The sequence below is a fragment of the Halorussus litoreus genome (assembly GCF_003382685.1).
In the GTDB taxonomy this organism is placed as follows: Archaea; Halobacteriota; Halobacteria; order Halobacteriales; family Haladaptataceae; genus Halorussus; species Halorussus litoreus.
Map to the genome: position 1 here is coordinate 23,320 of NZ_KZ859509.1, position 20,917 is coordinate 44,236.

Annotated in this window: 24 protein-coding genes; 12 read left to right on the forward strand and 12 right to left on the reverse strand. The window is 66.0% G+C overall.

All coding sequences use genetic code 11. From position 1 onward, the window contains the following. Positions 1-42: 42 nt before the first annotated feature. From rio1 to thsA, 3 genes are all read left to right on the forward strand, one after another. A complete protein-coding gene (gene rio1 / locus DPQ64_RS04190) occupies positions 43-939 on the forward strand; it encodes a serine/threonine-protein kinase Rio1 (RefSeq protein WP_115863108.1) in 897 nt (298 codons plus the stop codon). Positions 940-1,007: 68 nt separating this feature from the next. After that, entirely contained in the window at positions 1,008-1,556 is a 549-nt protein-coding gene (locus DPQ64_RS04195; RefSeq protein WP_115863109.1) for a KH domain-containing protein, read from the forward strand. Positions 1,557-2,286: 730 nt separating this feature from the next. Next, complete coding sequence (gene thsA / locus DPQ64_RS04200) at positions 2,287-3,972, forward strand: thermosome subunit alpha (RefSeq protein ID WP_115863110.1); 1,686 nt, start codon at positions 2,287-2,289, stop codon at positions 3,970-3,972. A gap of 373 nt (positions 3,973-4,345) precedes the next feature. On the opposite strand, the gene DPQ64_RS04205 is transcribed toward thsA, so the two are convergent. Both DPQ64_RS04205 and lrp read right to left on the reverse strand, forming a co-directional pair. Beyond that, positions 4,346-4,999 (reverse strand): helix-turn-helix domain-containing protein, encoded by a 654-nt coding sequence (locus DPQ64_RS04205; RefSeq protein ID WP_115863111.1) that lies wholly within the window; start codon positions 4,997-4,999, stop codon positions 4,346-4,348. Between the two features lie 126 nt (positions 5,000-5,125). Then, positions 5,126-5,584: an HTH-type transcriptional regulator Lrp gene (lrp, locus tag DPQ64_RS04210; protein WP_115863112.1), complete on the reverse strand. Its 459-nt coding sequence runs from the start codon at positions 5,582-5,584 to the stop codon at positions 5,126-5,128. 126 nt (positions 5,585-5,710) lie between these two features. On the opposite strand from lrp, the gene glnA reads away from it, so the two are divergent. Beyond that, positions 5,711-7,081: a type I glutamate--ammonia ligase gene (glnA, locus tag DPQ64_RS04215; protein ID WP_115863113.1), complete on the forward strand. Its 1,371-nt coding sequence runs from the start codon at positions 5,711-5,713 to the stop codon at positions 7,079-7,081. A gap of 18 nt (positions 7,082-7,099) precedes the next feature. Here glnA and DPQ64_RS04220 read toward each other — a convergent pair whose 3' ends face one another. From DPQ64_RS04220 to DPQ64_RS04230, 3 genes are all read right to left on the reverse strand, one after another. Further along, on the reverse strand, positions 7,100-8,020 hold the full coding sequence (locus tag DPQ64_RS04220; RefSeq protein ID WP_115863114.1) for a phosphatase PAP2 family protein: 921 nt from the start codon (positions 8,018-8,020) through the stop codon (positions 7,100-7,102). 78 nt (positions 8,021-8,098) lie between these two features. Further along, positions 8,099-9,337, reverse strand: coding sequence for a YhjD/YihY/BrkB family envelope integrity protein (locus DPQ64_RS04225; protein ID WP_232820481.1), 1,239 nt, complete (start codon positions 9,335-9,337; stop codon positions 8,099-8,101). A 102-nt stretch (positions 9,338-9,439) separates the two neighbouring features. After that, positions 9,440-10,555 (reverse strand): tRNA (guanine(26)-N(2))-dimethyltransferase, encoded by a 1,116-nt coding sequence (locus tag DPQ64_RS04230; protein WP_115863116.1) that lies wholly within the window; start codon positions 10,553-10,555, stop codon positions 9,440-9,442. A 214-nt stretch (positions 10,556-10,769) separates the two neighbouring features. Here DPQ64_RS04230 and DPQ64_RS04235 point away from each other — a divergent pair, with 214 nt between their 5' ends. Then, positions 10,770-11,117, forward strand: a complete 348-nt coding sequence (locus DPQ64_RS04235; RefSeq protein ID WP_115863191.1) for a hypothetical protein — start codon at positions 10,770-10,772, stop codon at positions 11,115-11,117. Positions 11,118-11,253: 136 nt separating this feature from the next. Here DPQ64_RS04235 and DPQ64_RS04240 read toward each other — a convergent pair whose 3' ends face one another. Further along, positions 11,254-11,562 (reverse strand): hypothetical protein, encoded by a 309-nt coding sequence (locus DPQ64_RS04240; RefSeq protein WP_115863117.1) that lies wholly within the window; start codon positions 11,560-11,562, stop codon positions 11,254-11,256. 342 nt (positions 11,563-11,904) lie between these two features. Then, positions 11,905-12,570 carry an imidazole glycerol phosphate synthase subunit HisH gene (hisH, locus tag DPQ64_RS04245; RefSeq protein WP_115863118.1) on the reverse strand — a complete coding sequence of 222 codons (666 nt, stop codon included), beginning with the start codon at positions 12,568-12,570 and terminating at the stop codon, positions 11,905-11,907. Between the two features lie 287 nt (positions 12,571-12,857). Between hisH and phnD the strand changes: the two genes are divergently transcribed. The 4 genes from phnD (at position 12,858) to DPQ64_RS04265 (ending at position 16,064) form a co-directional block, all read left to right on the forward strand. After that, positions 12,858-13,811: a phosphate/phosphite/phosphonate ABC transporter substrate-binding protein gene (phnD, locus tag DPQ64_RS04250; RefSeq protein WP_115863119.1), complete on the forward strand. Its 954-nt coding sequence runs from the start codon at positions 12,858-12,860 to the stop codon at positions 13,809-13,811. Between the two features lie 78 nt (positions 13,812-13,889). Continuing rightward, positions 13,890-14,663: a phosphonate ABC transporter ATP-binding protein gene (phnC, locus tag DPQ64_RS04255; protein WP_115863120.1), complete on the forward strand. Its 774-nt coding sequence runs from the start codon at positions 13,890-13,892 to the stop codon at positions 14,661-14,663. Beyond that, the gene (gene phnE / locus DPQ64_RS04260) at positions 14,664-15,653 is read left to right on the forward strand and encodes a phosphonate ABC transporter, permease protein PhnE (RefSeq protein WP_115863121.1); all 990 of its coding nucleotides are present in this window, start codon (positions 14,664-14,666) and stop codon (positions 15,651-15,653) included. It begins immediately after the preceding gene. A gap of 93 nt (positions 15,654-15,746) precedes the next feature. After that, positions 15,747-16,064 carry a DUF5789 family protein gene (locus DPQ64_RS04265; protein WP_115863122.1) on the forward strand — a complete coding sequence of 106 codons (318 nt, stop codon included), beginning with the start codon at positions 15,747-15,749 and terminating at the stop codon, positions 16,062-16,064. Between the two features lie 169 nt (positions 16,065-16,233). On the opposite strand, the gene ddh is transcribed toward DPQ64_RS04265, so the two are convergent. Together ddh and DPQ64_RS04275 are read right to left on the reverse strand one after the other, a co-directional pair. Then, on the reverse strand, positions 16,234-17,166 hold the full coding sequence (gene ddh, locus DPQ64_RS04270; protein ID WP_115863123.1) for a D-2-hydroxyacid dehydrogenase: 933 nt from the start codon (positions 17,164-17,166) through the stop codon (positions 16,234-16,236). Positions 17,167-17,376: 210 nt separating this feature from the next. Then, on the reverse strand, positions 17,377-17,889 hold the full coding sequence (locus tag DPQ64_RS04275) for a hypothetical protein (protein WP_115863124.1): 513 nt from the start codon (positions 17,887-17,889) through the stop codon (positions 17,377-17,379). 58 nt (positions 17,890-17,947) lie between these two features. Between DPQ64_RS04275 and DPQ64_RS04280 the strand changes: the two genes are divergently transcribed. Then, a complete protein-coding gene (locus DPQ64_RS04280) occupies positions 17,948-18,253 on the forward strand; it encodes a hypothetical protein (protein ID WP_198662001.1) in 306 nt (101 codons plus the stop codon). A gap of 36 nt (positions 18,254-18,289) precedes the next feature. Here DPQ64_RS04280 and DPQ64_RS04285 read toward each other — a convergent pair whose 3' ends face one another. Further along, positions 18,290-18,640 (reverse strand): four-helix bundle copper-binding protein, encoded by a 351-nt coding sequence (locus tag DPQ64_RS04285; RefSeq protein ID WP_115863125.1) that lies wholly within the window; start codon positions 18,638-18,640, stop codon positions 18,290-18,292. 118 nt (positions 18,641-18,758) lie between these two features. On the opposite strand from DPQ64_RS04285, the gene DPQ64_RS04290 reads away from it, so the two are divergent. Then, entirely contained in the window at positions 18,759-18,956 is a 198-nt protein-coding gene (locus tag DPQ64_RS04290; RefSeq protein WP_115863126.1) for a heavy-metal-associated domain-containing protein, read from the forward strand. Positions 18,957-19,013: 57 nt separating this feature from the next. Here the strand turns inward: DPQ64_RS04290 and DPQ64_RS04295 are convergent, their stop codons facing one another. Continuing rightward, positions 19,014-19,484: a DUF5790 family protein gene (locus tag DPQ64_RS04295; RefSeq protein WP_115863127.1), complete on the reverse strand. Its 471-nt coding sequence runs from the start codon at positions 19,482-19,484 to the stop codon at positions 19,014-19,016. A gap of 226 nt (positions 19,485-19,710) precedes the next feature. Here DPQ64_RS04295 and DPQ64_RS04300 point away from each other — a divergent pair, with 226 nt between their 5' ends. Further along, on the forward strand, positions 19,711-20,115 hold the full coding sequence (locus tag DPQ64_RS04300) for a CBS domain-containing protein (RefSeq protein WP_115863128.1): 405 nt from the start codon (positions 19,711-19,713) through the stop codon (positions 20,113-20,115). Between the two features lie 265 nt (positions 20,116-20,380). Here the strand turns inward: DPQ64_RS04300 and DPQ64_RS04305 are convergent, their stop codons facing one another. After that, positions 20,381-20,833, reverse strand: a complete 453-nt coding sequence (locus DPQ64_RS04305) for a dihydroneopterin aldolase family protein (RefSeq protein ID WP_115863129.1) — start codon at positions 20,831-20,833, stop codon at positions 20,381-20,383. Between the last annotated feature and the right edge of the window lie 84 nt (positions 20,834-20,917).

Sequence of the window (20,917 nt, forward strand, 5' to 3'; positions counted from 1 at the left end):
GAAGCCCACCCTTTTATCGCTGGCCGCGTTAGGGCCGGCTAGATGACCGAGGAGTACGACCTGCTCGAACCCGACAACGTGGAGGGCGTCGGCGACGAGTGGGAGGAGATCGACGTCTCCGATACGGCGGCCGACCAGGTCCAGCGCCAACGCGACCGGGAGTTCAACGAGTTCCGCGAGCGGCTCAAGAACACCGAGCAGTTCAAGGTCGAGCAGTCGGTGTTCGACGACGCCACGCTGGCGGCGCTGTACAAGCTGGTCCAAGACGGCTACGTGGAGGCGTTCGGCGGCCCCATCTCCTCGGGCAAGGAAGCGAACGTGTATCTAGCGCTGGGGGGCGAGGCGTCCCGCGGCGACGGGTCGAGTGGCGATCAGAGCCACGACGAGGTCGCGGTGAAGGTGTACCGAATCAACGCCTCGGACTTCCGTGACATGCGCGAGTACCTCGTCGGTGACCCCCGATTCGAGGAGCTGTCCGGCGACAAGAAGCGCGTCGTCCTCGCGTGGACGCGAAAGGAGTTCGCCAACCTCAAGCGCGCCCAGAAGGCCGGGGTCCGGGTCCCCGACCCCATCGCGGTCGAGCGCAACGTGCTCGTCATGGAGTTTCTCGGCACCGACGGCGACCGCGCGCCCACGCTCGACGACGCTCACCTCGAAAATCCCGAGACGGCGTTCGAGGTGGTTCGGGAGTACATGCGCCGGCTCTACGACGTCGGGCTGGTCCACGGCGACCTGAGCGAGTACAACATCGTGGTCCACGACGGCGAGCTCTGCATCATCGACCTCGGACAGGCCGTGACCGTCCACCACCCCAACAGCGGCGAGTTCCTCACGCGGGACTGCGCCAACGTGGCCGCCTTTTTCAACCGGCAAGGGATGGACGTGCGCGGCGACGAACTGGAGGAGTGGATTCGCGAGCACGCCGACCCGGACAAGTAAGGTGTGAGTTTCGGCCCCGTTCGTCCCCGGACGAAGAGTTAAAACACTCGGAGCGAGTAGATTCGGCCATGCAACACGTGAAGATTCCGCAGGACCGGATCGGCGTTCTCATCGGTGAAGGTGGTGAGACGATGCGCGAGATCGAGAGTCGCGCGGAGGTCCGACTCGACATCGACTCCGAGAACGGGAAGGTCGAGGTCGAGCAGACCGGCGACCCCGTTCGCGGTCTGAAGGGCCCCGAGATCGTGAAGGCCATCGGTCGCGGCTTCGCCCCCGACGAGGCCCTCAGCCTGCTCGACGACGACATGATGATGTTCGACCTCATCGACGTCGACGCCGCCGCCCGGAACAAGAACGACCTCGAACGGCAGAAGGGCCGGCTCATCGGCGAGAACGGCCGGACGCGCGAGTTGATGGAGGAGCTCACCGGCGCGAGCGTGGTCATCTACGGCACCACGATGGGCGTCATCGGCACCCCCAAGCAGGTCGACGTGGTCCGGAGCGCCGCCGAGATGATCCTCGACGGCGCGCCCCACGGCTCGGTGTACTCGTTCCTCGAACGCAAGCGCAACGAGATGAAGCGCGAGGGGATGGAGTTCCACCAGTTCCCCGGGTAGACGGTTCGTTTCCGCGTTCGGTTCGGACTGTCGAACTGTTTTCTCGGCAGGCGGCCCGACTTTCCACAGAAATCTCCCTTCAACCTCGTCAGGCGCAGCGAATCCGTTTGACTTCGACAGGCAACTGTTCGCGTCCCGTTAGTCGGTCTCCCGCCCTTGTTTCCTCGCTAAACTGGCGAACGCGACGAAAAAGAGGATGATCGAGGTGTAGAACGTCGATTCCATCACCGATTGGAGAATCGGAGAGGTCGAAACGCCAAATACCGTTCGCGGTACCAGCGATCCCAACAGGACAACTAAAACGCAGACACCAATCGAGATGCTTCCAACGTTCAACCACGTCCGCCAATGAGACACGTTCTCGGGTATCCAACTCGTCGTCATTAGAGGGGGCCGTCGGCTAATTGACAGCAATAGTGCTTCATTCTTTGGGTGGAGCCGCCGGATACATATCACACCGCTCGGGGACCGTCTTCAGAAACAGGAGTCGTCCGAAACGCGCCGGTCCTTTGATCTTTGGTTCACTGCTGGTTCGCTTGAAGCCGGCTCCAGAAGCCCGTAAATTCGCTCGATGGCCCCCGTGCGCCAGCTTCCGAATCCCCTTATAAAACCCGCCGTGACAATTGTTTACATGGTGCCTTTCCGGCCCCCTGTCGGCGGTTCGTCCGGGCTCGACAGCAACCTTTATATAGAATGCCAATCAATCTATCAGGTACCTATGTCACAACGTATGGGCAACCAGCCGATGATCGTACTCTCCGAGGACAGCCAGCGCACCCAGGGCAAAGACGCCCAGTCGATGAACATCACCGCCGGGACCGCGGTCGCGGAAGCCGTCCGCACCACGCTCGGCCCGAAAGGGATGGACAAGATGCTCGTCGACTCCACGGGGCAGGTCGTCGTCACGAACGACGGCGTCACCATCCTCAAGGAGATGGACATCGAGCACCCGGCGGCCAACATGGTCGTCGAGGTCTCCGAGACCCAGGAGAACGAGGTCGGCGACGGCACGACCACCGCGGTCGTCGTCGCCGGTGAACTCCTCGAGAAGGCCGAGGACCTCCTCGAACAGGACATCCACGCCACCACCCTCGCGCAGGGATACCGGCAGGCCGCCGAGGAAGCCAAGGACATCCTCGAGGAGAAGGCCATCGACGTGAGCGCCGACGACACCGAGACCCTCGAGAAGATCGCCTCCACCGCGATGACCGGCAAGGGCGCGGAGAACTCCAAGGACTACCTCGCCGAACTCGTCGTGCGCGCGGTCCAGTCCGTCGCCGACGACGAGGGTATCGACACGGACAACGTCAAGGTCGAGACCGTCGTCGGCGGTTCCATCGACCAGTCCGAACTCGTCGAGGGCGTCATCGTGGACAAGGAGCGCGTCCACGAGAACATGCCCTACTTCGTCGAGGACGCAAACATCGCCCTGCTCGACAGCGCGCTCGAAATCCAGGAGACCGAGATCGACGCGGAAGTCAACGTCACCGACCCCGACCAGCTCCAGCAGTTCCTCGACCAGGAAGAGGAACAGCTCCGTGAGATGGTCGACCAGCTCGAAGCTGTCGGCACCGACGTCGTCTTCGTGGACGGCGGCATCGACGACATGGCCCAGCACTTCCTCGCGGAAGCGGGCATCATCGCGGTCCGCCGCGCGAAGTCCGACGACATGAGCAAGCTCGTCCGCTCGACCGGCGCGAGCCTCGTCAGCAACGTCGACGACATCGAGGAGTCCGACCTCGGCTTCGCCGGGTCGGTCGCCCAGAAGGACGTCGGCGGCGACCAGCGCATCTTCGTCGAGGACGTCGAGGAGGCCAAGTCCGTCAGCCTCATCCTCCGCGGCGGCACCGAGCACGTCGTCGACGAGGTCGAGCGCGCCATCGAGGACAGCCTCGGCGTCGTGCGCGTCACGCTGGAGGACGGCAAGGTCGTCCCCGGCGGCGGCGCGCCCGAGACCGAGCTCGCGCTCGAACTCCGCAACTACGCCGACTCCGTGGGCGGCCGCGAGCAGCTCGCGGTCGAGGCGTTCGCCGACACCCTCGAGGTCATCCCGCGCACCCTCGCCGAGAACGCGGGTCTGGACCCCATCGACAGCCTCGTCGACCTCCGCAGCCAGCACGACAGCGGTAACTTCGGTTCGGGCCTCGACGCCTACACCGGAGACATCGTCGACATGGAGGCCGACGGCGTGGTCGAGCCGCTCCGAGTGAAGACCCAGGCCATCGAGTCCGCGACCGAGGCGGCCGTCATGCTGCTCCGCATCGACGACGTCATCGCCGCAGGCGACCTGAAGGGCGGTCAGGTCGACGGCGACGACGGCGGCGACCCCGGCGCAGGCGGCCCCGGCGGTGCCGGTGGCATGGGCGGCGGCATGGGCGGCATGGGCGGTATGGGCGGCATGGGCGGCGCGATGTAGGCAGGCAGTTTGGAGCGCGAGCGACCGCCGGTCGCTCGCGCTCCAAACGCACCACCCAATTCGCGTCACCTGCGAACCCGCACCGCTCGATCACCGGCCGCTCGCGAAGCTGTCAGCTGATCACACGATCGCCGGCTGACCTCGCGATTGCCGGGTGACACACGATTATCGGCAGACCAAGCGACTATCGACCGACCGCGCGACTGCGCGCCCGAACCGGTTCGGGCGCGCAGTCGCGCGGTCTACTCGCAGTCGAAGTTCGAATCGCAGTCGCAGTTCGCCTCGAAACGCTGCTGTCGTTCCGACGACGGCTTTTCTTTCGTGCCTCTATTCGCTAGGCGTCTGCCCGTTCGTACAGTTCCGGAGACGAGATTCAAAAGTCGCTGAGCAGCGTGTTCGAGACGAGGTCCGAGACGCCGCGGCGGAGCCGCTCGGAGGCCGACTGGCCGCTGATATCGAGCTTTTCGCCGAGTTCGTTCAGCGAGATCTGTCGGGGGACCTCGAAGTAGCCCGTCCGCTCGGCGGTGACCAGCGCGCGGCGCTGTTCCGAACTCAGGCCGAACTCGTCGACCATCTCCGAGTCGCCCGGCGTGTACAGCCGCTGGAGTCGGAAGTCCACGTCGTTGTCGCTGCAGTACTCGCGCATCTCGACGACCGAGTCCCTGTCGGGGAATCGGACCCGGCGCTGCCAGCCGTCGGCCGTGCCGGTTCCCGCCATCGGGGCCGCGCCGAGTCGCTGGTACACCGGGTAGACGCCCACGATGTCTTCGTTGTCGATCCGCGCACGGTAGAGCCGCTTGCCGTCGAGTTTCTCGATGCAGGTCGCCGACTCGACCGTCCGGTCGCGGTCGAGCCCCGACTCCAGCGCCTCGAAGTCGCCGCCGAACGCCCAGAATGTCACCACGGGCGCACCCACTCCGGCCGCGATCTGGGACTCGAGTTCGAGGGTCACGTCGGGCGCGCCGTCGAGCGCGGTCGTCAGCGCCAGGTCCGACGACTGGATGGCGAACTCGGCGATGAGGCTCATTGGAGTGAACTTCTCTCGGTTCTTTGAAAATCTATCGGTGGCAGTCAAATACATTATGGAAACGGTGGGAAATCAGCCGGCGTTCCCACATCGACTTTCGAGCGCAGACCGACCTTCGACCCCGAGTCAGTCCTTGACGTCGAGGTCGAACTGCTCGTGCTCGCTGGCGGCGTTCAACACGACGCTGGTGTTGCTCTCCTTCACGTCTGGGTCGTTGAGCAGGGTCTTGATGCCACGGTTCATCCCGTCGGTGTCGGCGAACTTGCCGACCGCGATGATGTCGTAGTCGCCCGTGACCTCGTAGACGCTGATCATCTGGTCGTGGCTCCGCAGGCTCTCGGTCACGTCGGGCAGCGCGTCGCCCTCGACCTTGAGCTGGACGATGGCGGTCACGTCGTACCCGAGCGCGCCGTAGTCCACTCGCGGCGTGTAGCCGTCGATGACGCCGTCGCCTTCGAGGTCCTGGAGGTGATTCGAAACGGTCGTGACCGAGACGTCGAGGTCCTCGGCGAGACTCCGAAGGCTGGCCCGGCCGTCGCCCAACAGCGCGTTCACCAACTTCGCGTCGAGATTTTCGTACGTCATTACGCTCACCAACGGCCCCCGCCCTTTAGAATTTTACGAATATCCAATTCTACCGTGGGAAAGGCAGAATTGTAGGAACCGGTAACGTTTTAGTAGTAGATGTAGTGGTTCGAATCGCCTACAAAGATGACGGATGGACAAATTGCAGCCGAACCCGAGTCAGGGCTGACAGACGCCGAGCAGGACGTACTCGACGCGATCGACGAGGAGAACGTGGACTTCGTGCGCCTCCAGTTCACGGACATCACCGGAACGGTGAAGAACGTGAGCGTCCCCGCCTCGCAGGTCGAGAAGGCGTTCGAGGAAGGAATCTGGTTCGACGGCTCCTCCATCGAGGGGTTCGTCCGGATCCAGGAGAGCGACATGCGGCTCGAACCCGACCCCGAGACGTTCACCGTCCTGCCGTGGCGGTCGGACGGCGAGACCGCGAGCGCGCGGCTCATCTGCGACGTGGTAAACACCGACGGCACGCCGTTCGAGGGCGGCCCCCGGCAGGTACTCAAGAGCGTGCTCGCCGAGGCCGAGGAGATGGGCTACGAGGTTTCCATCGGCCCCGAGCCCGAGTTCTTCCTGTTCGAGAAGGACGAGCAGGGCAAAGCGACGACCGTCCCCCACGACTCGGGCGGTTACTTCGACCTCGCGCCCAAGGACCTCGCGTCCGACGTGCGCCGCGAGATCATCTTCACGCTGGAGCAGATGGGCTTCGAGATCGAGGCCAGCCACCACGAGGTCGCCGACGGGCAGCACGAGATCAACTTCAAGTACGACGACGCGCTCACCGCGGCCGACAACATCGCCACGTTCCGCGCGGTGGTGCGGGCGGTCGCCGAGCAGAACGACATCCACGCCACGTTCATGCCCAAGCCCATCGGCGAGATCAACGGCTCTGGCATGCACAGCCACATCAGCCTGTTCGACGAGGACGGCAACGCCTTCGCCGACGAGGACGACGAGTACAACCTGAGCGAGACCGCCTACAAGTTCATGGGCGGCGTGCTCGATCACGCCCAGGCGTTCACCGCGGTCACGAACCCGACCGTCAACTCCTACAAGCGGCTGGTGCCGGGCTACGAGGCTCCGGTGTACATCGCGTGGAGCGACGTGAACCGCTCGGCGCTCATCCGCGTGCCCGACGCCGCAGGCGCGAGTTCCCGGTTCGAGATCCGGAGCCCCGACCCGTCGTGCAACCCCTACCTCGCGCTGGCCGCGGTCATCAAGGCCGGCCTCGACGGCATCGAGAACGACGCCGACCCCGGCGAGCCGGTCGCCGAGGACATCTACGAGTTCGGCGAAGAGGAACGCGACGAGTACGGCATCACGACCCTGCCCGGCAGCCTCGGACAGGCGGTCGACGCGCTCGAAGCGGACGAGGTCATCACCGACGCGCTCGGCGAGCACGTCACCGAGAAGTTCGCGCAGGCCAAGCGCGCGGACTTCGCGGACTACAAGGCCCACGTCTCCTCGTGGGAGGAAGAGAAGTACCTCGAAAAGTTCTGAGGTAGCGACCCGCGCGATCTATCTTCTCGCGTTCGACGCTTCTCGCGTTCTCACGCGCTCGACAGCGAGCGGCAGCGCCAGAATCCCCGCGGGCACCGCCAGATTCAGCGCGAACGTCGCGGACAGCCCCACTCCGAGCGCGTTGCCCGCGTAGCCGACGACCCCGAGCGCGACCAGTCCCGCGACCGCGACGGGCGGGCCGACCGACGCGGGCGGCCCGACCGACGAGTCCGACGCCGTCCTGATCCACAGCCACGCCGCACCTGCGCCGAGGCTTCCGGCCAGCGCCGCGACCGCGTCCGGCGTGAGGCCGTTCGTGGCGACCGCCACGAGCGCGAGTCCGATTGCGACTGCGAACCCGCGTCCCGCTCGCCAGTCGGCGAGCCGAAGGAGCGCCCCGAGATAGACCAGTCCCACTCCGATCCCGACCACTACGTCGACGGCGTAGTGGACGCCGATGGCGACTCGCGAGATGGCGACGACCGCGACGACGAGGGCCGCGATAACTCCGGGAACAATTCCCGTAGCGAAGCCCGGAACGACCTCCGAGGTTCGCACTCGCGCTGGCGGTCGACCGCGGGCGCGGTCGACCGCCAGCGCGAGCGCGAGGACGCCCCACGTCGCGGGCGCGGCGATGGCGTGCCCGCTCGGGAAGCCGTATCCCGAGGCGTCGCCGAGGTGGAGGTCGGCCGGCGGGCGCGGCAGTGCGAACAGTCCCTTCAGCGCGAAGGAGAGCGCCGTCGCCCCGAGCGCGGTCGCGAGCGCGAACGCGCCGCGTTCGCGCTCGCGACCGCTGTCGGCCGACCAGTGGTACAGCGCGACCGCGCCGAGGAGGACGCCGGCGTCACCGAGGTACGTTAGCAGGCCGAACAGCTCGCGCACTGCTGGCGGGAGAAGTCGTTCGACCGCGACCGCGATCCCCAGTCCCCGTCCCGCCATCGGTTCGGAGTACGGCTGGCGGGCCGTGTACCTTTCGGTCGCGACGACTGGCGGTTGCTGATGGGTTTCGATGCGGCGTTACGACCGGAGGTTGCCCAGACGGTCGCTGATGCGGGCCGGCAGGCTCAGCACGCCGACGCCGAAGCCGAGCATCACCATCAGGACGTAGAGGCCGAGCGTCGACAGCCATAGCACGACCATCGCGAAGATGGCCCACCAGTTCTCGAGCCAGTAGAAGGCCCCGAGGGTCATCACGGTGCCGTACAGCAACACGAGGTACGGGCCCCAGCCTCTGGCGTGGCTGCGGCGCATCCGCTTGCGGACGTACGCCTTCAGCTCCGATTCGACCTCGGGCTTGTCGACGGTCCGGTCCTCGATGTCATCTTCGAACGATTCAACTTCGGCTCGCAACTCCCGCAGCTCGTCGCGGAGCTCCACGATGTCGGGAGCGGATTCGTCGTCGGTCATGTAGCGTGAGAGCAGGTCCTGTTTGCGTTCGACGCGCGATTGCAGTTGTTCTTTCGTCCGCTCGGCGTAGCTGCCGCGGTTGGCGAGGACGACGTTCACGACCGCCCCGAGAAGCAGGAGGATACTCGCGAAGTACAGCCACGTCACCAGCAACAGCGCGGTGCCGAGGAACTGGGACGGCCCGGTCGAACTCGCCTCGGCGTAGACCCGGAACACCACCTGCAGGACCGTCCAGCCTACCGTCGCCAGCACCGCGCCGGGGAGCGCCTCCCGGAGCGACACGTCGGCGTCCGGGAAGACGACGTACAGCGGGAGGAACACCGGGACCAGCGCGACGATCTGAACGATCGTGGTCACGACGCCGACGAACGGGAACTCCGGGAACAGCGCGGTCACCGCACCGGTCGCGACGACGACCACGACGCCCACACCGATGGCGACCAGCACGAGCACCGCGTCCTTGAGCTGGTCGACGATGCCGGACGTCGGACCACTCGCGTACACGTTCGAGAACGCCTCGTCCATCCCGCGAAACACCTTGAGCGCGCTCCACACCAGCAGGACCAGCCCGATGGCGGTCACGCTGCCCCGGCCAGACGGGTCGAGGATGAACTGGCGCAGTTGCTCCTCGCCGGTCGCGGTCAGCAGCCCGGACGCCTGACTCACGACCGTCGTCGCGAACTGCTCGCCGGCGACGAACGACGCGACCACGAACGCCAATACCAGCATCGGTATCAGCGAGACGAACGCGTAGTAGGCGATGCTCGCCGCGAGGAAGGTGATCTCCTGCTGGCGGGCCTCCTCGAACACGGAGCGGCCGGCGCTCACGGCGGAACCGAGACTGGGCACGCGACTCATTTCGCCAACGAGCTACAAATATTCATTGGCGTTAGGTCGGGGCGTTTCACCCCAGCAGCCCGAAGTTACGACTCGCGTGTCGCCTCGCGTATCTCAGCGACTGGATTCACCTGTCGCCTCGCGTATCTCGGCGACAGTCGCGTCGGTCTTGAACGTGGTCCCGCCGTAGTGGGTGCGCGAGGCCTCGAACCCGGCCTCGCGGAGCGCGTCGAGGAACTCGTCCATCCCCGAAGCCGCCCGGGTCCACTCCTTGCAGAGCCGGTGCTGGTCGTAGTGGGTCGGCTCGTGGAGTTCGGCTTCGAGCGTCTCCAGCAGCCGCTCGGCCCGAGTGACGGTGCCCATCGAGTCGTCGAGTTCCTCGCGGACCGCGGCCACGAACTCTGCCTCGTGGGCCGGCCCGAGCCAGAGCGGCCCCGCGACGAGCACGCGCTCGCTGCCACACTCCGGGCAGACGTCGAGCGGGTCGGCGATCAGGCCCGCGTCGTGCTCGCGGTAGAGACACGACTCGCAGTGGGAGACGTGGCCCAACTGCTCGACGGCGGCGTTGGCGTCGGTCGCGCTGTGGTCGAGTTCGAGGTAGGTCCGGACGTAGTGATTCGTCGCGTGCGTGAACACCGGCCTCACGCCGACGTCGTAGCGCGCCGCGGTCCGTGCCAGCGCGCCCAGCAAAATTCGAACACCCATCTCGGCGTGGTAGTCGGTGTTTCGCGGGACCGCGCTGTACTTCCGGACGCCGCTGTGGAAGTGTGCGCCACAGAGCGGCGCGGTGTCGGTCGCGGTGATGCAGACCAGATTGCGCGCGTTGGCGAACGCCGCGTCCGCGAAGGGGATCGGCGTCCCGAACGGGTCGATGTCGACCACGTCGAACAGCGACTCGTGGAGGACCGCGTTCGCGTCGCGATGGACCACCTCGCCGTCGAGGTCGTTTCCCGCGAGATTCCGCCGGCAGAGTTCGACCGCCAACTCGTCGACGTCCGCGAGCGTCGCGTCCCAACCCTCAGCGGCCGCGCGCACGCCTCGGACGCCGCTGGCGGCCGTCGCGTCGAGGTACGTCTTCGCGCGTGGCTCGCGGTCGCGGTACGCCCGGAGCGTCGCCACGGTGAGGTCGCGGTTGAGCTCCTGCACCGGGTTGAAGAACACCTCGTCGCCGACGCCCTCGCCCTCCTGTTCGGGGACCTCGACCTCGACCCCGCCTTCGGTGACGCGCATACCGCTACTCGTCGCTCCCCGGCGAAAAGCGACTCGGAAACGCTCGACCGGTTCGAGCCTCGGCAGGACCCCGCCCTCGCCGAGGTGACCTCGTCGGACGAGGCGTGACACCGGAACCTGTTTACACCCGCCGTCCAAACCTCTGGCCCGTGTTCCCGGCGGACGCCACCGGTTCGGCTCGCGCACGCACCCCGGCTCTCGTGAGGTGGCCCCGATGAACGAGGTCGAGGAGTGGCAGGCCCGCCTCGACGAAGCGGGCGAACTCACGCCCGCGGTTACCGACCGCATCCTGTCGGTCCACGACGACCGGGGAGCTCGCGCCATCGAGGCGGTCTCGGAGAGCCGGGTCAAGGAGTACCGGGACTTCACGGTGGTCGTGGGCCACGACGACGAGTACGTCGTCGAAGGGCGAGGCTGTGGCTGTCGGGACAGCGAGTACAACCTCGACCCCGAGGACCCGACCGAGCTCTGCTGGCACGTCATCGCGGTTGCCATCGCGCGCCGGGTGGACGCGGTGGACGACCACGACATGTGGTACTCCGACGTGCGGGACTTTCTCTAGGCGTAACGGGGCGTTCGATTCGTCCGCGTCGGAAGCGGCACAGAACGGTACAGGAGCCGGACGTGTCAGCGGGGAAACCGGCGGTGGCGGCGCTACGCCGTGCTACGAAAGAAAACAGTTACTCCAGAAAGTTCCGTTACCGCGTGATCGGACCGGTGATGGGAGACTGCGTGATCGGGGAGTTCGTGATCGGCTTGTCCGCAGTGATGGGGCCAGTGATCGGCGAATTCGTGATGGGGACGTCCTGCGTGATCGGCGCGTCGGCGGTTATCGGACCAGTAATCGGCGAGTTCGTGATGGGTACGTCCTGCGTGATGGGTACATCCTGCGTGATCGGCGCGTCGTTCGTGATAGGACCGGTGATGGGGGCTGCGGCCGCACCGCCGGTGAAAGCGATACCGACTACGAGGAATCCGAGTAAGATTCCGAGTATTCTCGTGTTCATATCAATCGCGGCGTAATGCCGATTACCATTAGAACGTCTTCGTTCTAAAAGTTTTCCAAGTACAGGTTGGTTTTTGGTGGGAATCTAAACGATTGCCCCATAATTAAGATAAAATACAAAAACACCGCTGTGGGCAAACGGGGCGGTTCCGCGAACGATAGGTAGACGCCATCAGAATCTCGTTCACGTGTGAATCACCACCAACAGAGATACGTCCAACTCATCATCAAATAGAACACATGTGTTCAATATTATACTATTTAAGTATTCTCGGTGATGTTTCTGCGGACTCGTCGGGGGCCCCGAGAGAAGTCGGACCCAACTACGGGTCCCGGCGGCCGCTCACTCCGCACAGATGTCGACGAAGTTCCGGAGGATACGGAGTCCCGTCTCGCCGCTCTTCTCGGGGTGGAACTGCGTTCCGAACACGGTTCCCGTCTCGTCGGCGACGACGGCCGGGAACTCCCGGCCGTACTCTGCGGTGGCGACGACCGCGTCCTCGTCGTCCGGAACCGCGTAGTACGAGTGGACGAAGTAGGCGTACTCGCCGTCCACGCCGTCCACGAGCGGGTGGTCGCGCTCGACCGTCAACTGGTTCCAACCCATGTGAGGTACCTTCTGGCCGTCGTCGAACCGGACGTTGGTTCCGGGGACGAGTTCCAGCCCTCTGACCTCGCCCTGCCCGGCCCGGTCGGCCTCCTCGCTGGTCGAGAGCAGCATCTGCATGCCGAGACAGATGCCGAACACGGGCGTTCCGCGCTCGGCGACCTCCAGCAGCGCCTCGCGGTACGGGCCGGCGTTCTCGACGCCCTCGCGGAACGCGCCGACGCCGGGCAGTACCACGCCGTCGGCCGACTCGAACGTCCCCGGGTCGTCGCTGATCTCGACCTCCGCGCCTGCGCGCTCCAGTCCGCGAGTGACGCTCCGAAGGTTTCCGAGCCCGTAGTCTACCACGACGACCGACGCGGCAACTTCCCGCCCGCGTTCCCGTGTCCGCTGTTCGCTCATGGTCGAACGTGGGACCCCTCGGGGCAAGTCGCTTTCCCTCGGGGCAACGCCGGGCGCTACGCAGCGAGGACCCGACCGGCGCGACGATCGCGCTCAAATCGCCGGACCGCCCGGCTTCAACTCCCGGCGGTGACCGACCTCACTCGTCGGCCCGTCGCCCACCGTTCCGGCCGGCCGCACCCCGCCGTCCGCAGCCCTATACACGACTATATCTCCATCGGGAGACGCATAGATGGCGAATAGGAAGATTTTTTAATAAACTGTCTTATTGTTAGGACGATTTGGTCATGGCTAACCGACGCACGTTCCTCAAATCGGCAGGCGCGGCAGGTGCGGTAGGATTGAGCGGACTCGCGGGTTGTATTGGAGACATCGGTGGTGACCAGGCGTACGGCAACGGCACCGTCACGTTCCTCATGTCGCCGACCGAGGAGCAGGAGACGATGCGGGCTCAGTACCAGCCGGTCGAAGAGCGGCTGAACGACCACATCGACGACGCGGACGCGGAGGTCCAATTCGCGGCCGACTACAGCGCGACGCTCGAGTCGCTGGACAGCGGAACAGCCGAAGTGGCCGAGACCGGGCCGTTCGCCGCGGCGCTCGGCGCGGACACCGGCAAGGCAGAGATCATCCTCCAGCGGCAGGCGTACGGCGGCTGGACCTACGGGAGCTATCTCATCACGACGCCGGACTCGGACATCGAGTCGGTCGAGGACCTCGAGGGCAAGACCATCGCGTTCGCGGACGCGCTGTCGGCCAGCGGCTCGCTGTACCCGCTGTCGCTGCTCGCCGACGCCGGCCTCTCGGTGCCGGACTCGCCGGGCAACGACCGCGGAGCCGACTTCTCGGCGACCTGGTCGACCCACGAGCAGGCGCTCGAAGCCCTGATGAACGACCAGGCCGACGCGGCGGGCGTCGGCGCGTTCATCACCACGAACGACGACAACGAGTTCCGCGACGATCTCAAGGAGGTCGCCAGCCGTGACGGCATCCCTCGCGCCCCCATCCTGGTCTCGCCCGACCTCTCGGACGACGAGAAGGAGCAGATTATCACGGCGTTCACCGAGGCCCCCGACGAGATTTACTACGGCGAGGACGGCGAGGCGGACACCGACGACGACCTCTGGTTCGACGGCGTCCGCGAGCGGGGCGAGGACACCTACCAGCCGGTCATCGACGCCGCCAACAACCTCGGCTACGGCGAAGACATCTTCCAGAACAGCACGACGACCGAACAGTAACGCGGGGCGACAACACGGACGAACCGTATCGCGCCGACTTCGGCGCGTTTAACAAGCCACATATTTGCACTTTCAGTAATGGCAACAGTCACGGCAGGAAACATCAGCAAAGTGTATGGCGGACACACCGTCGCTCTCGACGACGTCTCGTTCGAGATTCCCGACGGCGAGTTCGTGGTCTTGCTGGGCCCGTCCGGAGCGGGCAAGTCGACGCTACTCCGACTGCTCAACGGCCTAGAACGACCGACCGAAGGAAGCATCAACATCGGCGAGGAGGTCGTGTCCGGGACGCGCAGCGACGTGGCGATGGTGTTCCAGCGCCACAACCTCGTCGAAAGCATGAGCGCCTACCGGAACGCGCTCACCGGCGCGCTCGCCCGGACGGGTACCCTCGACAGCGCGCTCACCCACTACGACGAGTCGGACAAGCGGACCGCGCTGGAGGCGCTCGACACCGTCGGCTTGCTCGCGGAAGCCGACCAGCGTGCCAGTTCGATGAGCGGCGGTCAGCAACAGCGGGTCGGCATCGCGCGGGCGCTGACCCAGAACCCGCAGTTGCTGATCGCCGACGAACCGGTCGCCAGCCTCGACCCCAAGGCAGCACAGGACGTGATGGGCTACCTCAAGCAGGCCGCCGACGAGCGAGACCTGACGACCATCACGAGTCTCCACCAGGTGAACATCGCCCGCGAGTACGGCGACCGGTTCATCGGGCTCCGCGACGGGAACGTCGTGTTCGACGGTAGCCGCGACGACCTCACCATGGACATCGTCGACGACATCTACTACGGCGACGCGGAATCGACCGGGGACGCCGGCATGAACGACGTGGTCGCGGGGAGTGAGTCATAGATGGTGGACATCGACGAGGTTAAGTCGGGGATCGAACGCCGCCAGCGCGTCCGCCGGATCGCCACGACCGTCGGCGTACTCGTCGTCCTCGCGCTGACCGGTGCGGGCGCGACCTACCTCGGGTTCACGGTCGCGGAGGTCATCCGGCAGTTCGGTACGTGGACGGACTTCCTGGCCGCTTTCCTCTCCCCGGACTTCGCGGACCTCACGCTCTACTCCCAGGACAACGGCCTCACGGGTCTCGACGCGTTCGTCGGGAGCCTCGCCAACCCCTCGACGTTCCTCGAGAGCGCCGGACTGGACTGGAGCGGAACGCTGCTGGTCGGGTCGGCCATCGCCACCATCATCATCGGGTTCACCGGCACGGTCATCGGCTTTCCGCTCGCGCTGACGTTCGGCATCCTCGGCTCCGAGCGCGTGACACCGTTCCCGTTCAACTTCATCTTCCGGGGGATCATGAGCAGCATCCGTGCCATTCCGGCGCTCATCTGGATCCTGATCTACGTGCCGCTGGTCGGCATCAGCCCGCAGGGCGCGATGCTGGCGGTGGCGACCGACACCATCGGCAATCTCGGGCGACTGTTCACCGACGAGCTCGAGGAGATCGAAGACGGACCAATCGAGGCCGTCGAGTCGACCGGTGCCAGGCGCCCGCAGGTCGTCTTCTTCGGGATGCTGAGCCAGGTGTCGAACGGGTTCATCGCGTGGACGCTGTACGTGCTGGAGATCAACACCCGGATCGCCATCAGTCTCGGCGTCGTGGGTGCCGGCGGCATCGGTCAGTACATCGAACTCGCGGTCCGCGGGTTCCGCTACGGCGAGGCCGCCGCGGGCATCTTCGTGGTCATCGCCATCGTGCTCAGCGTGGAGATGCTCTCCTCGCGTATCCGCGCCCGACTCCGGCCCGGCGAGCACGAGAGCAAGGGACTACTGGACTCACTCCGCGACCTCGCTGACCGCGGCAAGTGGTTCGGCGCGTCGAACCAGTAGCCGGAGTCGCCGTCTTTCTCACCCGCGTCGCGTCGTCGAACGACCGTCGCGGGGCCACACGTCTTATTCGGACTCGTGCCGTACTCCCGCTCCATGAGCGAATCAGGGGACGACGACCGCGAGATGGGGCTCGAACTCGGGGACATCACGGACGAAATCGAAAACGAGGAGTATCCGATCAGCGCCGAGGAGCTGATGGACAAGTACGGCGACCACGAGATCGGCCTGCCGGACGGCGAGGAGCGCCTCGACGAGGTGCTGGCGACCGGTGGCGACGAGCAGTTCGAGTCGGCCGACGAAGTCGAGCAGGCCATCCTGAATCGCGTCGGCGGGGAGGCCGTCGGGCGACAGGGGTACACCGACCGCGGGGCCGGCGCGGTCGAAGGTGAGGAGGACGCCGAGTCGTTCTGAGCGGCGGGGTTGAGGAGCGGTCTTCTGTTACTCGTCCTCGAAGAGATTCCGCACTCGTCGGTCGCGTTCCCATGGCAGCTGTCTGTACGTACATCGCACCCACAGCAGAATAAGCGCTGGTCGGCTGACCCAGCCGCGGACTGCGCCGAAAGAGTGGAAGAACTCTACCTCAGACGACCCGATTCGTCAACGCCTCGCCCTCCCCGATCCGGCCGACGTTCTCCTCGACCAGCCCCGCGATGTGCCGGAAGTAGTCGCGCTCGGCCGCGGCGCGGTGGGGCGTCACGAGCACCTCCTCGAAGTCCCAGAGCGGCGAATCGGCGGGGAGGGGCTCCTCCTCGAACACGTCGAGGCCCGCGCCCGCGATCTCGCCCTCGCGGAGCGCCGCGATCAGTTCGTCCTCCACGACGACCGGGCCGCGCGCGACGTTGACGAGGCGGGCGTCCTCGCGCATCGCCTCGAACTCGGCGCGGCCGACGAGTCCTTCCGTCTCGTCGGTCAGCGGGACCGCGAGCGCGACGAACGTGGCGTCACCGATGGCCTCGTGGAGGTCGTCGGGCGTGTACACTTCCTCGGTGTGGGGCGTCGGCTCGCCCGACCGTCGGACGCCCACCACCTCCATCCCGAGGGCGTCGGCCCGCTCGGCGATGCCGCGGCCGAGAGTGCCCAGTCCGACGATGCAGAGCCGCTCGCCGTCGAGCGTGAACGGTTCGTCCCACGCGGGGTAGCCCCACTCGTTGTCCTCCTGCCGGCGGACGTAGGTGTGGAGGCGGCGCGCGAACGACAGCAGCAGGCCGACAGCGAACTCGCCGACGCTGGTGTCGTGGATGCCGGTGGAGTTGGTCAGCGCGATACCGCGCTCCTCGAACGCGTCGAGCGGGAACCGGTCGTATCCGGCCTGAATCGAGTGGACCCAGTCGAGCCCAGACTCCAGCAGCGCGTCGGTGTGCGCAAACGTGACCGCCGCGTTGCACGTTTCGAGGTCGCCGTCGCTTCCGACGATGACGACTTCCGGGCCGAGGTCGGCCAGTTCGTCCCGGAGCTCCTCGGGCGGAAAAACGGCGCTCACCGAGTCGTGGATACCGATGCGTCGAACTTGCATGCGTCCGTCTGCGCAGGCTCGCTGGTTGAATCTTCGGGTGCAGGTGTTCGGACCGCGGAGAACGCTCGATTACGGAACGGTGGCTCGGTGGAAACGCCTCGTCACAAGGGGCTCGGAGGGGGTAACTTTCATCATCGCCACCGGGGGACCCTTCGCGCTCGTTCAGCAAAAGGTGTACGCATTCGGGGACGAACAAGACAGGGGTCGAGATTACGGGTCCGTCGGCTCGTCGATCCAGTTGTAGCACCGGAACTCCTCGGCGTCGCCGTCCTCGCCCGTCAGCATCTCTATCGGAACGAATCCCGTCCCACCGCGAGCGCCCACCTTCTCGCCGTCGGGGTCGCTCGCGACGAACATCGCCTTCGCGCGCATCTCGACCGTGAACTCGAACTCGCCGACGCCCGACTCGTCGGGGTCGAACTCCATCCGCACGCCCTCGGGTGCGACCCCGAGCGTGACGTAGCCGTCCGGCGACTCGACCGCGACGTCGTGGCTGCCGAGGCCACCTGCGAGGTCTTCGACCCACTCGCGCAACTCCTCGCGGTCGAGGTCGGCGTCGAGTTCAAAGCTCCCGTCGTCGGCGATCTCGCCTTCCCCGAAAACGAACTCCGGGTACTGGAGGCCCTCCGGCGCGATCGCGGGGTCGTCCGAATCCGCGCCGTTCTGGCCATCGGCCGCCTCGTCTTCGTCCGCCCCGCTCGCGTCTTCTCGCCCGTCGCTCATGTTTCCACGCGCTCGCTTCGACCGCATTATCCTTACGAGAGCGCGACGAAGGGCGAGTGTGACCGATTCGGACGATTCATCGGGCGACCCTGAAGCCATTCCGGAACTCGTCGCAGACCTCCACGGCCACCTCGAAGCGACCGCCGAGCTGCCGGTCGAAGCGCGGGCGAGCCAGTGGCTCGGCGAGGCCGAAGCGGTCGCGAGGGACGCGACGGGGCCGGGCGTCCCGCGCGAAGCCGTCGAGAAGCGCGTCGGTCAGGTCCGGATGCTCCTCTCGAACGTCGACGGGACGGGCAGCGAGGCGGCCGACGAACACGTCGAGGCAGCGCGCGAGCTGGTCGACGAAATCGAGTCGCGGCTCTGAGAACGGAGCCGCGGTTCCGAGAACCGGCTCGCAGCGCTACGCGGCCTGCTGCATCATCTGGCGACACGACTCCGCGCAGTCTTCGAGTACGTCGGCACAGACCTGACAGTGCTCGTGGTCGTGACGCGAGCACTCCTCGGCGCACTCCTCGCAGGCCCCCGCGCAGGCCTCCGCGAGCTGGGCGCTGTAGTTCGAGTTGCGCGCCATGAACCGGGCGTGCTCGGTGGTGAGGTCGGCCACGTCGCGACAGAGCCGGATGCACCGGGACATGTCCATCTCCTCGTCGAGGCACTCGTCGGCGCACCACTCGCAGGCCTGCATCGCGTCGAGGCAGTTGTCCATGCACTCTTCGGCGGTGTCGCTCAGTTCGAGTTCTTGAAGCGCCATGCCAGAGGGACCACGATAGCTCCGCGTAAGCCGATTGTGGCCGGTCTCGCCTCTTCTGCAATCGTAGGGTTGATTCGAAGGGGAAAGTCCGAATACGCTCGCGCCCCAACCGTTCCACATGGCACGAACCATCACCGTGGAGGGGATGAGCTGTGGCGGCTGTGAGGAGAACGTCGAGAACGCGCTCCGGGACCTGCCGGGCGTCAGCGACGCCGAGGCGGACAACGAAACCGGAAACGTGACCGTCGAGGGCGACGCCACCGACGAGGAGATCTCCACGGCGGTCGAGGACGCGGGCTACACGCCGAAGGTCTGATAGGCCAGAGACTGACCGTTCGAAGGCCGACCGAATCGCTGGTTCTCACCGCGTTGCTCACTCGGCGGCTTCGGCTTCCTCGGCATCGGCATCGTCGGACTCGGCGTCGGCATCGCCGCTGTCCACTTCTGTCTCGTCCGCGCCGAGGTCCTCCAGCGCGTTCTTGAGTGCGGGGACCGTGCTGGTGAGGTCGCCGACCTGCTCCTCGGCCGCGGCCACGTCGGCGATGGTCTCCTCGACGCGCTCGATGTCGGCTTCGAGGTCCGCGGCGTCCTCGAAGGCGTCGGCTCGCTCGCCCATTGTGTACCACTTCTTGGCGTCCCGGAGGGCGTCCTCGGCGTCGCCCACGTCGAGGGCCGACCGGAGCGCGTTGAGCGCACCGAGGGTGTTGTCGGCGTCGACCTCCCAGACGTCGTCTGCGTCGGGCAGCGCCGTCGTCGCCTCGTCGAGGCTGGCCTCCACGTCCTCGCGCACCTCACTGGCGGCCTCGCCGAACAGCTCGTCCTCGTCGAGCGTGGTCTGGCTCATGCCTCGACCTTCGACGCGATTCCTTTTAAACCCACGCCCGAAACCGAAAGTGAAACCCCGTCACTCGGCCGAGACGGGTCGTCGCGAATCGAAAGCGAAGGCATTGTATCGGGGTGAGACGCCGACAAGCCATGGATCCGAATCGAGCCGAAAATCGGAGACGCCAACGCGAGGGAAAGCTCGCTCGAAGTAAATGCTTATTCCATAGGGGATGGAAGGAACCGGTATGGAGGACATTTTCGTCGGACGGCTCATGTCGTCCCCGGTCGAAACAGTCTCACCCGACACCCCGGCGCACGTCGCCGCCGAGACGATGCTCGACGAGGGCATCGGTTCGGTCATCGTGGCCGACGACGACGGCCACCTCGAAGGGATCCTGACGGCGACGGACTTCGTCCACGTCGCGGCCGAGCAGCGCTGGGCGGCCGACGCCACGGTCGAGACGTACATGACGACCGACGTGACGACGACCACCGCCAACGAGGACCTGCGCGACGTCTCGGACACGATGATCCAGCAGGGGTTGCACCACATGCCGGTCGTCGACCCCGAGGGCAAGGTCATCGGCATCATCACCACCACGGACATCACGGCCTACGTCTCGACGGTGCAGACCCCGAGCCCGGCGTGATCTGAGAGTACGGGTTCTGAGGTACGGCTGTCGTGTTCTCCGCCGGCTCGCGCTGGCTTTCTCTTTCGATAAAGCAGACATAGGTTTGACTGACTCCCCCGGCGCGCGCGAGCAACGCGCGCGAGGGAACTGAGCGCAGGCTCGCCAAGACGCCAGCGCGCGCCGGCCAAGAGTAGAACCCAGCGCACGCCGGGCGGAAGGAAAACCAGCGCACACGACGTCCGAGAAGGCGCCAGCGAAAACCCGACAACAACCCCGTTTCGCGTCACTCCTCGACAGACTCCACGCGCATCAGCGGATACCCATCCTCCATCTCCATCCGGGTGACGACCTCCACGCCCTCCTGTTCGACGACGATTTCGACCTCCATGAAGCGTCCTGTGAGTTCCGTATACCCACCGGAGGACGCTTCCTCGCCTTCGGCGAGACTGCCTCCTCCGATCTCCCCCTCGCTGTCGCTCGCGGGAACGTGATCGATCTCCGCGGCCAGTTTCTCGGTCAGAATTTCGACAGTCACGGCCTCGCAGAACGGCTGGTTCTCGATGGCCTTTTCCATCGCGGTTTCGAGGCTCGCCGCACTGTCAGGACTGACCGGCGTGCCCGCGAACTGGTGGTAGAGCGCGCCGAACTTGATGCCCGCCTCGAAACAGGCCGCGTCGCGGTCGGTGGGCGGCGCGCCCTCGTCGGTCGGCGAGTCGTCGGGGTCAGTGGAATCCATACCCGGGACGACGCGCGCCGAGCGATTAAAGCGGCGTGGTCCAGCCTCGGTTCGTGGTTCGGTTCATCACGGAATACCTTTGAG

Excerpts from the sequence above, each read along its gene's own strand:
- thsA (WP_115863110.1), top strand. The coding sequence starts at position 2,287 with ATGGGCAACCAGCCGATGATCGTACTCTCCGAGGACAGCCAGCGCACC.
- DPQ64_RS04285 (WP_115863125.1), bottom strand. The coding sequence starts at position 18,640 with ATGGCGCTTCAAGAACTCGAACTGAGCGACACCGCCGAAGAGTGCATG.
- rio1 (WP_115863108.1), top strand. The coding sequence starts at position 43 with ATGACCGAGGAGTACGACCTGCTCGAACCCGACAACGTGGAGGGCGTC.
- DPQ64_RS04305 (WP_115863129.1), bottom strand. The coding sequence starts at position 20,833 with ATGGATTCCACTGACCCCGACGACTCGCCGACCGACGAGGGCGCGCCG.
- DPQ64_RS04220 (WP_115863114.1), bottom strand. The coding sequence starts at position 8,020 with ATGGCGGGACGGGGACTGGGGATCGCGGTCGCGGTCGAACGACTTCTC.
- DPQ64_RS04295 (WP_115863127.1), bottom strand. The coding sequence starts at position 19,484 with ATGAGCCAGACCACGCTCGACGAGGACGAGCTGTTCGGCGAGGCCGCC.
- DPQ64_RS04195 (WP_115863109.1), top strand. The coding sequence starts at position 1,008 with ATGCAACACGTGAAGATTCCGCAGGACCGGATCGGCGTTCTCATCGGT.
- DPQ64_RS04230 (WP_115863116.1), bottom strand. The coding sequence starts at position 10,555 with ATGCGCGTCACCGAAGGCGGGGTCGAGGTCGAGGTCCCCGAACAGGAG.
- DPQ64_RS04275 (WP_115863124.1), bottom strand. The coding sequence starts at position 17,889 with ATGAGCGACGGGCGAGAAGACGCGAGCGGGGCGGACGAAGACGAGGCG.
- hisH (WP_115863118.1), bottom strand. The coding sequence starts at position 12,570 with ATGAGCGAACAGCGGACACGGGAACGCGGGCGGGAAGTTGCCGCGTCG.
- glnA (WP_115863113.1), top strand. The coding sequence starts at position 5,711 with ATGACGGATGGACAAATTGCAGCCGAACCCGAGTCAGGGCTGACAGAC.
- phnD (WP_115863119.1), top strand. The coding sequence starts at position 12,858 with ATGGCTAACCGACGCACGTTCCTCAAATCGGCAGGCGCGGCAGGTGCG.
- ddh (WP_115863123.1), bottom strand. The coding sequence starts at position 17,166 with ATGCAAGTTCGACGCATCGGTATCCACGACTCGGTGAGCGCCGTTTTT.
- DPQ64_RS04205 (WP_115863111.1), bottom strand. The coding sequence starts at position 4,999 with ATGAGCCTCATCGCCGAGTTCGCCATCCAGTCGTCGGACCTGGCGCTG.
- DPQ64_RS04290 (WP_115863126.1), top strand. The coding sequence starts at position 18,759 with ATGGCACGAACCATCACCGTGGAGGGGATGAGCTGTGGCGGCTGTGAG.
- DPQ64_RS04235 (WP_115863191.1), top strand. The coding sequence starts at position 10,770 with ATGAACGAGGTCGAGGAGTGGCAGGCCCGCCTCGACGAAGCGGGCGAA.
- phnE (WP_115863121.1), top strand. The coding sequence starts at position 14,664 with ATGGTGGACATCGACGAGGTTAAGTCGGGGATCGAACGCCGCCAGCGC.
- DPQ64_RS04240 (WP_115863117.1), bottom strand. The coding sequence starts at position 11,562 with ATGAACACGAGAATACTCGGAATCTTACTCGGATTCCTCGTAGTCGGT.
- lrp (WP_115863112.1), bottom strand. The coding sequence starts at position 5,584 with ATGACGTACGAAAATCTCGACGCGAAGTTGGTGAACGCGCTGTTGGGC.
- DPQ64_RS04300 (WP_115863128.1), top strand. The coding sequence starts at position 19,711 with ATGGAGGACATTTTCGTCGGACGGCTCATGTCGTCCCCGGTCGAAACA.
- phnC (WP_115863120.1), top strand. The coding sequence starts at position 13,890 with ATGGCAACAGTCACGGCAGGAAACATCAGCAAAGTGTATGGCGGACAC.
- DPQ64_RS04265 (WP_115863122.1), top strand. The coding sequence starts at position 15,747 with ATGAGCGAATCAGGGGACGACGACCGCGAGATGGGGCTCGAACTCGGG.